This window comes from Curtobacterium sp. 22159 (assembly GCF_052045775.1).
Lineage (GTDB): Bacteria > Actinomycetota > Actinomycetes > Actinomycetales > Microbacteriaceae > Curtobacterium.
The window spans coordinates 124,411-134,283 of sequence record NZ_JBQEPN010000011.1 but is presented as its reverse complement, the minus strand read 5'-3'; the positions used below and the strand labels follow the sequence as shown (position 1 = coordinate 134,283).

Here is a 9,873-nt window from a genome sequence, read left to right as displayed (position 1 = left end):
CCGCGCCTCCCGTCCGTCGTGGAGACCGTCAGATCAGGCGGCCAGGGCCATCTCGCCGGCGCGGACGGACCGCGCCTGCACGAGCGTGCGGCTCGCTTCGCCGCGCCACGAGCGGCCGGGCACGGTCCAGCCGGCCTCGCCGTCGACGTCCACGCGGGCGCCACGGGTGATGAAGAGACCGAGGTCGTCGGCCGGGATGCGGACGAGGTACTCGCGCTGCGAGCGGTCGTCGCGCACACCGAACTCGGCGATGCGGTCGGGGGAGACGGTCGGCGCCGCGAGGGCGGTGCCGGTGATGGTGATTCGTTCGTTGCTGGTCATGGTGGTGCGGTACTTCCTGGTCGTTCGGCGCCCAGGGCGACCCGGTGTCGGCGGACCACGGAGTCCGGCGCGACGCATCGGGTGCGGGGCGCGCACGTCGACGCTCGACGTGCAGCTCGTCCGTTCGGATCGAGCGGTGGTCTCGTGGGAATGCGACTCGGGTGAGTCGGTGTCGAGACGGTTCGGTGTGCGCGAGTCAGATGGGTTCGCTGCAGTGCACCAAACCAACACTCTACACGTCGTCGCGAGGGTTGTCCAGGAACGCGTCCCAGCGGTCCCCGCCGGCGCGGACGTTGCCGGAACCGTCGAGGCGTGTGGCGGACGAGCCGGGTTTCCGCTCGGCCTGCTCGTGCACGAGACCGTCGAACGCGCTGGAGAAGTCGAGGCGGGGCACTGCGGCGGTGACCGCTCGCAGGTCGTCGGCGGACCACCGCTCGAAGCCGACCCCGGAGACGTCGAGCGAGGTCGCGACCTCGAGCAGGTGGCCCTCGACGTCGAACTCCGGGTCGACGGCGGTCCACATGTGCCGCTCGATGACCTCGCCGACCCGCCGGGCACGGGCCGGGTCCCAGCCGGCTCCGAGGGCGAACGCGCTGCCGACGGCGCCGCCGGCGTCCTCGAACGGCACGGCGTGCGCGTCGAAGGTCGCCGTCACCCCGAGGTCGTGCAGCATCGTCGCGACGAACAGCAGCTCACGGTCGGGAGCGAGTCCGGCCGCCGGCGCCAGCAGCGACGCCCACGCCCAGGAGCGCAGGCAGTGGTTCACCAGCGCCGGGCTCGACCAGGTGCGCACGACCTCCAGCGCCCGCGCGGCCACGGGGGAAGGCGGGGCGAGCAGTGCGTCGACGTCCACGGGCATGCCCCGACGCTACCGGGTCAGTTCAGGGCCGGGGTGTCCTCCGGCACCACGCCGTCGCCGTACAGGTCCGTCGCGAGGTCGCGCAGGGCACGCAGGGCGACCCGCTGCGGCAGCGGACCGTACGAGATGCGGGCGACGCCGAGCGCCTCGTACTCGGCGGCGGGCAGGGCTCCCGGCAGTCCGATGACCGAGAGCTTGCCGCGGCCGAGCCCGTCGACGAGCCGCTCGACCACGTCGCGCTGGATCGCACCGGGGACGAAGACGAGCGCCGCACCGTTGTCGAGGAACGCCCGGCCGCGAGCGATGGCGTCCTCGATGCTGGCGTCGATCGGGCGGTCGCCGCCCCGGGCGATCGCGTCGGTGCGGGCGTTGAGCTGGAACTCGACGCCCTCGGCCCGGGCTGCCGCCGTGATCGCGGCGACGCGTGCGACGGCCTCGTCGAACGGCCGGAGCCGGTCCTCGACGTTCCCGCCGACGATGCCCGCACCGATCGCCCGCCGGATCGTCTCGGCGGGGTCCTCGTAGCCGTCGTCGAGGTCCGCCGTGACGGGCAGGTCCGTGGCGTCGGCGATGGTGGCAGCCCCCGCGAGGGCGACGTCGAGCGGCATCCCGCCGTCCTCGTAGCCGTGCGAGGCGGCGATCGAGTGGCCGGCGGTCGCGATCGCCTTCGTCTCCGGCAGGCTGCTCACCACCTTCGCGCTGACGGCGTCCCAGACGTTCACGACGCGGAGGATCTCGGGGGCCTCGTGCAGCTGCTTGAGGGTGGTCGCCTTCTCGGCGGTGCTCGTGCTCATGGGGACGACAGTAGGCCGACCGCACCCGCGCGTTCCGACCGGACCACCTGTACGACGCAGGATGACGGTCGGACTCGCGCCGTGCCTCCCGTCCGATGCATGCTGGGAGGCATGGCGAGCGACGAGCAGGACCCGGTCGGGACGCTCCGCGGGGTCCGCACGAGCATCAAGTGGACCCGCTACGCACCGGAGGTGCTGCCCCTCTTCGTCGCCGAGATGGACCACGAGGTCGCGCCGGCCATCCGGCAGGCCCTCATCGAGCGGGTGCAGCAGTCGGACCTGGGCTACCTGGACGGTCCGGGGCCGCTCGCACCGGCGTTCGCCGCGTTCGCGCGGGACCGCTGGGGATGGGACGTCGACCCCGCTCGGGTCCACCTCGCGACCGACGTCAGCGTCGGCATCGTGGAGTCCCTGCGCCTCGCCCTGCCCGACGGCGGCCGTGTCGCGATCACCCCGCCGGTGTACCCGCCCTTCTTCGAACTCGTCGAGGAGGCACGATGTCAGGTGGAGGAGGTGCCCCTGCTCGAGCAGTGGGGCGCGTACCGACTCGACCTCGCGGGCATCGAACGCGCCTTCGCCGAGGGGGTCGGCGTGTTCCTGCTCTGCAACCCGCACAACCCCGTCGGTCTCGTGCACGACCGCGCCGACCTGGTGGCGCTCGCCGAACTCGCCGCGCGGTACGACGTCCTCGTCATCAGCGACGAGATCCACGCGCCCCTGACGCACCCCGGCGTCGAGTTCACCCCCTTCGCGATGGTCGCGGAACCCGTCGGGGCGCGCAGCGTCTGCGTGACGAGCGCGAGCAAGGGGTGGAACCTCGCCGGCGTGAAGTGCTCGGTGATCGTCGCCGGGGACGAACGGACCGCGGCCCTGCTCGACACCCTGTGGGAGGAGGTCGCCTGCCGGACGAGCATCCTCGGCCTGCACGCGAACCTCGCGGCCTTCTCGCTCGCGGTGGACTGGCTCGACGACGTCATCGACCGGATCGTCGCGAACGACCGGTTGCTCGCGAAGCTGCTCGCCGAGCACCTGCCCGGTGTGGTCTACTCACGGCCGCGCGCCGGGTACCTGGCCTGGCTCGACTTCCGTGGCATCGGGCTCGGGGACGACCCGGCGGTGCCGCTCCGGGAGCACGCGTACGTCGCGCTCAACTCCGGCCTCGGCTTCGGAGCCGAGGGACGGGGCTTCGCGCGGCTCAACCTCGCGTGCTCGCCGGACACCCTGCGGGAAGCGGTGCTGCGGATCGCGGCCGCGTACCCGTCGAGCGCGCAGGAGGGCCTGGTCTGGCACGTCGCGTGAGCGACGCGGTGCCGGCCAGGAGGCGCGACTCGCCCCCGCCACGTCCGCTCGCCCCCGGGCGGGGTGCGTCAGTCCACGTACTGGTTGCGCCCGACGACACGGATCGACAGGTCGTCGGTCCGGTCGAGCTCGAGGAGCTCGCGGGCGACGAAGCCGACGGACGGCCAGCGGGTGACCTCGGCCAGGAGGAACCCGTCGATGAACACCTGCCCCGTGCCGCGCTCGCGGACGGCCTGCACCTCGTGTGTCGCCATGGCGCGAGCGTACCGGCTCAGCCGATGCGCTTCGCGTAGTACCGCACGGTCGGCACCTCGCCCGACGGCGTGCACCAGTCGGCGGGGCCGCGTCCGGTGAGGCACCATCCGCGCCGTTCGTAGAGGCGCCAGGCGTCCGGTGTCCCCTCGGGGACGTCGAGTCGGACGTGCGTGCCGGGCGCTGCCTGTTCCGCGGCCGCGAGCAGTGCGTCGGCGACGCCCTTGCCGCGGTGCGCCGGGTCGACGAAGAGCCGGGTGACCTCGGCCATCCGTCCGGGCGCGGGGACGGCGACGCCGACGTGCCCGACGACGGTGTCGTCCTCGATGGCGACCCAGGCGCCGAGGAGTCCCGACGGGGTGATCCAGTCGCGCGGAGCATCCGGCCAACGAGCGGGGTAACCCGTGCCGTGGACGCGCCAGAGCACCTCGACCAGTGGGTCGAGGTCGGTCTCGGCTCGCTCGTGGATCCGCATCTCGTCGGACGTTATCGGACGGCGGGCCGCGGTGGTCAGGTGTCCGCGTGATCCGGAGCCGGGGACGCCGCGGTCCTCGAGCGTCTCAGCGCAGATCGAGCGCCATGTGCACGTCGGCGCGGACGTACGGACTCGGGGCGATCTCGTCGTGGTCGAGGTGACGGAAGCCGAAGGCCTCGTAGAGGTGGACGGCGCTGGCGAGCTGGGCGTTGCTCTCGAGCACGACCCGGTGCGCGCCGAGTGCCCGGGCGCGGTCGAGCGCGGTGCGGATGAGCCGGCGGCCCGTTCCGTGTCCCTGGTGCTCGGGGGAGACGGCCATCTTGACGAGCTCGAACACCCCGGGTCCCACCGGCGCGATGCCGATGCAGCCGATCGCTGGACCGTCCGCGCCGAGCCTCGCGACGAACGCGGCACCACCGGGTTCGACGATCTGGCCGATCGGGTCGCCGAGGAGCTTGCGGTCCTCGTCCTCGAGGGTGAAGAACCGGCTGATCCACGCCTCGTTGAGGAGGCGGAAGGCCTCGGCGTCGGCGGTGGTGGTGATGTCGGAGATGGTGACGGCGTCGGTGGTGGTCGCATCGGGCATGTGTCCATCGTGGGCCGCGGAACGAGCGGCGTCCAATACTCGTTCGCGTCGATCGATACGCTGTGTGCATGGATCACGAGCCGGATGTCGACCTCCGGCAGCTCCGTGCGTTCCTCGCGGTCGCGGACGAACTGCACTTCGGCCGTGCTGCCGAACGGCTCCGGATCGCCCAGCCCGCGCTGTCGCAGCAGATCCGGCGCACCGAACGGGCGCTCGGTGTCGACCTGTTCGTCCGGACGTCCCGGAGCGTGGCGCTCACCGCGGCGGGTCGGGCGCTCCAGGGGCGCGCGCGTTCCCTGCTCGCCCAGGCGCGTCGGGACCTCGACGAGACGGTCCGGGTCGGTCGGGGCGAAGCCGGGCGTCTGGACGTCGGGTTCGTGGTGTCGGCGCTGCCGCTCGGTCCGATCGAACGCGTGCAGGCCTTCCGCCAGCGGTACCCCCTCGTCCGCGTCGAGCTGACGGAGGGGTACTCGTCGACGCTCCTCGCCCGGATCGTCCGCGGCGAGCTCGACCTCGCGATCGTCCGCGACCCCGATCCCGACCCGGCCGTGCGGTACACGCCGTTCCGGAGCGAACGGTTCGTCGCCGCGGTCCCGCGTGGACACCGGTTCGCCGGCAGGGCGTCGGTCGCGGGGCCGGAACTGCTCGACGACCCGTTCGTGTTCTTCCCCGCGGTTGCTGGCGCCGTCGCGACCGAGCGGAACCTCGCGCCGGTGGTGTCCGGTGGGCGGCGGCCGACGGTGGTGCAGGAAGCCACGACGTGGGCAACGGTGCTCCACCTCGTCGGGGCGGGGCTCGGGGTGACGGTCGCGCCGGAGAGCGCGACGCTCGCCGCTCCCGACACGGTGGTGCTGCTCCCGCTCGAGGGGGACACGCACCGGAGCGAACTGGTGTGGGCGGCCCGCATCGGCGACGACCGGGAGATCCTGCGGAACTTCATCGCCGCCGCGGAGTGACCGACGACCGATGGTCAGGCGAGGGGGAGCACCGGCGCACGCTGGTCGCCGAGTTCGTCCTCCCGCCAGGGGCGTGCTCCCTGCAGTGCGATCCCGAGCTGCGCGAGCACGAACCCGACGTGCGGCTCGACGTCCGGGTCCCACGGACCCTCCACGCCGAGCCCGAGCGCGCCGAGTTCGTCGTCGGCCTCGTCGCGGAGGCTGAGGCGCCACCGGCCGTCCCCGAGCTCCTCGACGACGGCCCACCGCGCCGCGCTGAACCTGCTCACGCGCCCACGGTACCGAGGAGTGGGTGACAGCAGGGCGCCCCTGCGCTAGATTGCTAGCATGGTAGCGAGCGCGAACGGTCCCAAGGTGCAGTTCAACGTGTACCTCCCCGCCGAACTGGTCCGGGACCTCAAGCACCGCGCGATCGACGAGGGCGTCTCGCTCTCCGCCCTCGTCGAGCGCATCGCCGCCCAGTACGTGGCCGACTCCGACGGGGGAAACCGATGACGATCACCGTGCAGCAGATCCAGTACACGACCGACCCGTCCGCGTGGCATGCACTCGCCCGGGCACTCGGCCTCGAGCGACTCCCGGGCGGCGACGGATCGTGGTCCGAGTCCGTCGGCGACGGCGTCCTCGCCGTCCACCGGGTCGACTCGTCGGCCGACGAGCGGACCGAGATCACCCTGCTCGCCGACGGGGTCGAGGCGCTCGACCTCCTCGAGCGCACGCTGGTCGGGGCCGGTGCGACCGTCCGTCGGACGGTCCTCGACGACATCGGCCCGCTCCTCGTCGTGGACGGCCCGCTCCCGATGACCGTCACCACGTCCTCGTCGACGAACGTCGGCAGTGCGTCGCCACTGATGATCATGCGGATCCGGTACGCCGCCGACGTCGCAGCCGCCGCCGCGATCGCCGAGGCGGTCGGGCTGCAGCGTCGGCTCGCGTCGGACAGCGGCGTCTGGACCGACTTCACCGCGACCGGCGGGGGCGCGCTCGCCCTGCACCGCGCCGACGACGACAGCGTCGAGCTGTCCTTCGAGTACTCCGGCGACCTCGACGCACTGGCAGCGCGACTGACCGACGCGGGCTACGAACCGCACATCGTCGACGAGGCGTACAACCGCACGCTCCGCGTCGCACGACCGGACGGCCCCGACCTGTGGGTGAACGGTGCCCAGCAGGACCTGTACGGGTACACCCGGTCGAACTAGGCGGTCTTCGAGACGTCCTCGGTGAAGTTCCGCACGCGCTGCAGCAGCGCCTCGCCCCGCATGGCGATGGTCGCTGGCGGGTTGAGGTGTGGCGGTGCCGTCCGGATGAGCATCGAGCAGCCGAGGTCCTCGCAGATGTAGGAGCCGATCGTGTTGCCGTTGCGCCCGGACTCGCCGGCACGCGCCGCGGAGAACAGACGCACCTGCGTTGCCGGCTGCGGGGAGTGGCAGAAGGAGCACATCGCCGCGATCCCGGGGCGGAGCGATCCGCCCGCCGAGCGCACGACGATGCCGACCGGGCGCTCGTCGATCCACGAGACGATGTAGCCGCGACGGGCGGCCTGCGGGTCGCGCCAGCCGAGGAACTCGCGCTCGTCCCACAGCATCTCGTGCAGGCCGGGGATGGGCAGCTGGGCGAGTTCGTCCGGGGTGGCGTTGACGAACGACGAACGGATGTCTGCTTCGGTCAGTGGCTTCACGGTGCCATCACCATATGCCCCGCCACCGACACGCGCCGCTACTCCAGCCTGGAGGCGCGGATCGCCCCGAGCGCGCTCGTCCCGTCCGCGACGAGCACGGCCCGGCGGAGGGCGTCGCGTCCCACGCGCCGTGCCGCCGCGTCGTCCGCGGCGAACTCCACGAGGACGCGCGTCGACCGCGCCATCGCGCGGGCACCCGGCACCCACGGGACCGCACGTTCGATCGACTCGGCGATCGCGACCGCGACCGCGTGGCGCTGGGTCAGGTGGGCCCGTTCGTGGGCGACCACCGCCTCCAGTTCGTCGGTGCGCAAGCGGTCTGCGAGCCCGGTGCTGACGAGCACGCCGCCGGTCCGGCCGGGGACGGCGCAGGCGAGGGCGTGTTCCGCCTCGACGACGGCGACCGGCGTGCCGTCGATCTCACGGTGTGGTGCCACGCCGGACCGCATCGCCTCGCGCACGGCCTCGTGCTCGGGTCCGGGGCGGACCCGCACGGCGATGACGAACGCGAGCACCGCGATCAGCGCCACGCCGATGTTGAGCCCGTGTGCGGGGGAGTCGCCGAGCCGGAACGGATCGGTGACGGGGCGGTTCGCGACGACCACGAGCGTGGTGCCCGCGACGAAGCCGACGACACCGAGGAGCACGGCGAGCGACCAGCAGACGAGCGCGGTCCGCGGGCGGTCGATGGTCCATGCCGAGCGGGTCAGGACCCGGGGCGCGAGGGTCACGACCACGAGGGCGAGTCCGATGAGGGCGACTCCGGCGACGACCACGGGGACGGTTCCGTCAGCGGTGGGTTCGGGCGTCGAGGGCGCGGCGGAGGACGTCGAGGTCGTCCGACGCGAGGGAGCCGGTGAACTGCAGGAGCGCGGCTTCCCGGTCGCTGGCGGCGGCGAGGGCGTCCGACATCAGCGATGCGGTCTGCTCTTCCCTGCTGTTGGTCGCACGGAACGTCAGCGGGGCGTCGTCGTGCTGCTGACGCTCCACCTGGCCCTTGCGTCCGAGGCGGTCCAGCACGGTGAGCACCGTCGTCAGCGCGGGCCGCGGTTCGGGGAACGCGTCGAGCACCTGGCGGGCACTGAGTCCCCGCGCGCCGTCCGCCGACCAGAGCGCGTCGAGCACCGCCTGCTCGAGCTGCCCACGGGGGCGCGATCGCTGTCCTGCCACCCGCGCATTCTACGAGATGTCGAACCGGGGCACACGACACATGCCCGAAACGCAGGGTCGGTATGATCGGCGCGGACAACTGAAGACCGGCCGACCATCCGTCGCGGGAGACGTCGTGCGGTGCCCCTGGCACCCGTGCGGCACCGAAGGAGCAATCCCCCCGACAATCTCTCAGGTCCCACACCGCAGCGGACAGGCCACTCTGAAAAGCAGCCACGATGCCCCCGCCGGGTCGGTCCGTGGCTCGCCCACGGTGAAAGCTGCCGGACCTCACGGGCCGCGGTGAAACTCTCAGGCCCATGACAGAGGGGGAGTTCCGCCCGACGACGGTCGTCGGGTCCTGCCGATGCCAGGAGAACTCCGCCATGTCCCCACTGCGCTCGTCCCCGCTGGAGGCCGCCCACGAGGCCGCCGGTGCCACCTTCACCGACTTCGCCGGCTACCGCATGCCCGTCCGGTACTCGTCCGACCTGGCCGAGCACCACGCCGTCCGCGAGGCCGCCGGGGTGTTCGACCTCTCCCACATGGCCGAGATCGGCGTCACCGGCCCCGACGCCGTCCCCTTCCTCGACCACGCGCTCGCCGGGTCCTTCGGCGCGATGACGGTCGGCCGGGCCAAGTACTCCCTGCTGCTGGCGGAGGACGGCGGCATCCTCGACGACCTCGTCGTGTACCGCACCGACGAGGACGTCTTCCTCGTCGTCGCGAACGCGTCGAACCGGCAGACCGCGGTGGACGCGCTCGTCGCCCGCGCGGCGGGGTTCGACGTCGAGGTCTCCGACGACTCGGACAGCACCGCGCTCGTCGCGATCCAGGGTCCGGCGGCCGCGGGCACGCTCGACGCCCTCGTGGTCGCCGACCGCCTGCAGCCGGAGTCCCCGCTCGACGACCTCCGCTACTACCGCGTGCTGCACGCCGTGTTCGACGGTGCGGACGTCCTCGTCGCCCGCACCGGCTACACCGGCGAGGACGGCTTCGAGATCTACAGCGACCCGGCCGTCGCCACCGAGCTCTGGGACGCGCTGCTCGAGGCGGGGGCCGACCGCGGCGTCGTCCCCGCGGGCCTCGCCGCGCGGGACACGCTGCGACTCGAAGCGGGCATGCCGCTGTACGGGCACGAGCTCACCACCGACGTCCGTCCCGCCCAGGCCGGGCTCGGGCGGGTCGTGGCGAAGGAGGGCTCGTTCGTCGGCGCCGCCGGAGTCGAGCCCGCGACGGACGCCCGTGTGCTCGTCGGACTCGTCACCGAGGGGCGGCGGGCGCCCCGTGCGGGCTACGACGTCGTGCACGACGGCCAGGTCGTCGGCAGCGTGACCTCGGGTGCGCTCTCCCCGACACTCGGGCACCCGGTCGCCATGGCCTTCGTCGACCCGCACCTCGCGGCCGAGGGACAGCTCCTCCACATCGACGTCCGGGGCACCGCGATCCCCAGCACCGTGACCCCGTTCCCCTTCTACCGCCGCCCTTCGAAAGGCTAGGA

At 72.8% G+C, this 9,873-nt stretch carries 15 protein-coding genes and 1 riboswitch; of the genes, 5 read left to right on the top strand and 10 right to left on the bottom strand.

Features of this window, described 5'->3' with window-relative positions:
* Window positions 1–33 precede the first annotated feature (33 nt).
* From ACTJKO_RS13670 to ACTJKO_RS13660, 3 genes are all read right to left on the bottom strand, one after another.
* Window positions 34–321: a hypothetical protein gene (locus ACTJKO_RS13670; protein WP_440689597.1), complete on the bottom strand. Its 288-nt coding sequence runs from the start codon at window positions 319–321 to the stop codon at window positions 34–36.
* Between the two features lie 232 nt (window positions 322–553).
* Window positions 554–1,180 carry an HD domain-containing protein gene (locus tag ACTJKO_RS13665; protein ID WP_440689595.1) on the bottom strand — a complete coding sequence of 209 codons (627 nt, stop codon included), beginning with the start codon at window positions 1,178–1,180 and terminating at the stop codon, window positions 554–556.
* A gap of 17 nt (window positions 1,181–1,197) precedes the next feature.
* On the bottom strand, window positions 1,198–1,974 hold the full coding sequence (locus ACTJKO_RS13660; RefSeq protein ID WP_440689593.1) for an isocitrate lyase/PEP mutase family protein: 777 nt from the start codon (window positions 1,972–1,974) through the stop codon (window positions 1,198–1,200).
* A gap of 111 nt (window positions 1,975–2,085) precedes the next feature.
* Between ACTJKO_RS13660 and ACTJKO_RS13655 the strand changes: the two genes are divergently transcribed.
* Window positions 2,086–3,273 (top strand): MalY/PatB family protein, encoded by a 1,188-nt coding sequence (locus tag ACTJKO_RS13655; RefSeq protein WP_440689591.1) that lies wholly within the window; start codon window positions 2,086–2,088, stop codon window positions 3,271–3,273.
* A 68-nt stretch (window positions 3,274–3,341) separates the two neighbouring features.
* Here ACTJKO_RS13655 and ACTJKO_RS13650 read toward each other — a convergent pair whose 3' ends face one another.
* The 3 genes from ACTJKO_RS13650 to ACTJKO_RS13640 all read right to left on the bottom strand — a co-directional run bounded on the left by ACTJKO_RS13650 (window position 3,342) and on the right by ACTJKO_RS13640 (window position 4,586).
* Window positions 3,342–3,527 (bottom strand): hypothetical protein, encoded by a 186-nt coding sequence (locus ACTJKO_RS13650; protein ID WP_440689589.1) that lies wholly within the window; start codon window positions 3,525–3,527, stop codon window positions 3,342–3,344.
* 17 nt (window positions 3,528–3,544) lie between these two features.
* On the bottom strand, window positions 3,545–4,000 hold the full coding sequence (locus ACTJKO_RS13645; RefSeq protein WP_440689587.1) for a GNAT family N-acetyltransferase: 456 nt from the start codon (window positions 3,998–4,000) through the stop codon (window positions 3,545–3,547).
* An 85-nt stretch (window positions 4,001–4,085) separates the two neighbouring features.
* On the bottom strand, window positions 4,086–4,586 hold the full coding sequence (locus ACTJKO_RS13640; RefSeq protein WP_440689585.1) for a GNAT family N-acetyltransferase: 501 nt from the start codon (window positions 4,584–4,586) through the stop codon (window positions 4,086–4,088).
* 68 nt (window positions 4,587–4,654) lie between these two features.
* Here ACTJKO_RS13640 and ACTJKO_RS13635 point away from each other — a divergent pair, with 68 nt between their 5' ends.
* Window positions 4,655–5,542, top strand: coding sequence for a LysR substrate-binding domain-containing protein (locus ACTJKO_RS13635; RefSeq protein WP_440689583.1), 888 nt, complete (start codon window positions 4,655–4,657; stop codon window positions 5,540–5,542).
* Window positions 5,543–5,556: 14 nt separating this feature from the next.
* Here the strand turns inward: ACTJKO_RS13635 and ACTJKO_RS13630 are convergent, their stop codons facing one another.
* On the bottom strand, window positions 5,557–5,811 hold the full coding sequence (locus ACTJKO_RS13630; protein ID WP_440689581.1) for a hypothetical protein: 255 nt from the start codon (window positions 5,809–5,811) through the stop codon (window positions 5,557–5,559).
* 58 nt (window positions 5,812–5,869) lie between these two features.
* On the opposite strand from ACTJKO_RS13630, the gene ACTJKO_RS13625 reads away from it, so the two are divergent.
* On the top strand, window positions 5,870–6,037 hold the full coding sequence (locus tag ACTJKO_RS13625; RefSeq protein WP_440689579.1) for a CopG family transcriptional regulator: 168 nt from the start codon (window positions 5,870–5,872) through the stop codon (window positions 6,035–6,037).
* Window positions 6,034–6,744 carry a hypothetical protein gene (locus ACTJKO_RS13620; protein ID WP_440689577.1) on the top strand — a complete coding sequence of 237 codons (711 nt, stop codon included), beginning with the start codon at window positions 6,034–6,036 and terminating at the stop codon, window positions 6,742–6,744. The genes ACTJKO_RS13625 and ACTJKO_RS13620 overlap by 4 nt, the downstream gene beginning before the upstream one ends.
* On the opposite strand, the gene ACTJKO_RS13615 is transcribed toward ACTJKO_RS13620, so the two are convergent.
* From ACTJKO_RS13615 to ACTJKO_RS13605, 3 genes are read right to left on the bottom strand one after another with little or no spacing between them, the layout of a single operon-like run.
* On the bottom strand, window positions 6,741–7,223 hold the full coding sequence (locus ACTJKO_RS13615; protein WP_440689575.1) for an FBP domain-containing protein: 483 nt from the start codon (window positions 7,221–7,223) through the stop codon (window positions 6,741–6,743). The genes ACTJKO_RS13620 and ACTJKO_RS13615 overlap by 4 nt on opposite strands.
* Before the next feature lie 38 nt (window positions 7,224–7,261).
* Window positions 7,262–7,999 carry a M56 family metallopeptidase gene (locus tag ACTJKO_RS13610; RefSeq protein WP_440689573.1) on the bottom strand — a complete coding sequence of 246 codons (738 nt, stop codon included), beginning with the start codon at window positions 7,997–7,999 and terminating at the stop codon, window positions 7,262–7,264.
* A 13-nt stretch (window positions 8,000–8,012) separates the two neighbouring features.
* Window positions 8,013–8,393, bottom strand: coding sequence for a BlaI/MecI/CopY family transcriptional regulator (locus tag ACTJKO_RS13605; RefSeq protein WP_440689571.1), 381 nt, complete (start codon window positions 8,391–8,393; stop codon window positions 8,013–8,015).
* A 94-nt stretch (window positions 8,394–8,487) separates the two neighbouring features.
* Window positions 8,488–8,589: riboswitch (glycine riboswitch) on the top strand.
* 169 nt (window positions 8,590–8,758) lie between these two features.
* Between ACTJKO_RS13605 and gcvT the strand changes: the two genes are divergently transcribed.
* Entirely contained in the window at window positions 8,759–9,871 is a 1,113-nt protein-coding gene (gene gcvT / locus ACTJKO_RS13600; protein WP_440689569.1) for a glycine cleavage system aminomethyltransferase GcvT, read from the top strand.
* Window positions 9,872–9,873: the final 2 nt, after the last annotated feature.

What these genes read in the sequence shown, in the direction of transcription:
- ACTJKO_RS13670 (WP_440689597.1), bottom strand. Translation starts at nt 321, where the DNA reads ATGACCAGCAACGAACGAATCACCATCACCGGCACCGCCCTCGCGGCG.
- ACTJKO_RS13665 (WP_440689595.1), bottom strand. Translation starts at nt 1,180, where the DNA reads ATGCCCGTGGACGTCGACGCACTGCTCGCCCCGCCTTCCCCCGTGGCC.
- ACTJKO_RS13660 (WP_440689593.1), bottom strand. Translation starts at nt 1,974, where the DNA reads ATGAGCACGAGCACCGCCGAGAAGGCGACCACCCTCAAGCAGCTGCAC.
- ACTJKO_RS13655 (WP_440689591.1), top strand. Translation starts at nt 2,086, where the DNA reads ATGGCGAGCGACGAGCAGGACCCGGTCGGGACGCTCCGCGGGGTCCGC.
- ACTJKO_RS13650 (WP_440689589.1), bottom strand. Translation starts at nt 3,527, where the DNA reads ATGGCGACACACGAGGTGCAGGCCGTCCGCGAGCGCGGCACGGGGCAG.
- ACTJKO_RS13645 (WP_440689587.1), bottom strand. Translation starts at nt 4,000, where the DNA reads ATGCGGATCCACGAGCGAGCCGAGACCGACCTCGACCCACTGGTCGAG.
- ACTJKO_RS13640 (WP_440689585.1), bottom strand. Translation starts at nt 4,586, where the DNA reads ATGCCCGATGCGACCACCACCGACGCCGTCACCATCTCCGACATCACC.
- ACTJKO_RS13635 (WP_440689583.1), top strand. Translation starts at nt 4,655, where the DNA reads ATGGATCACGAGCCGGATGTCGACCTCCGGCAGCTCCGTGCGTTCCTC.
- ACTJKO_RS13625 (WP_440689579.1), top strand. Translation starts at nt 5,870, where the DNA reads ATGGTAGCGAGCGCGAACGGTCCCAAGGTGCAGTTCAACGTGTACCTC.
- ACTJKO_RS13620 (WP_440689577.1), top strand. Translation starts at nt 6,034, where the DNA reads ATGACGATCACCGTGCAGCAGATCCAGTACACGACCGACCCGTCCGCG.
- gcvT (WP_440689569.1), top strand. Translation starts at nt 8,759, where the DNA reads ATGTCCCCACTGCGCTCGTCCCCGCTGGAGGCCGCCCACGAGGCCGCC.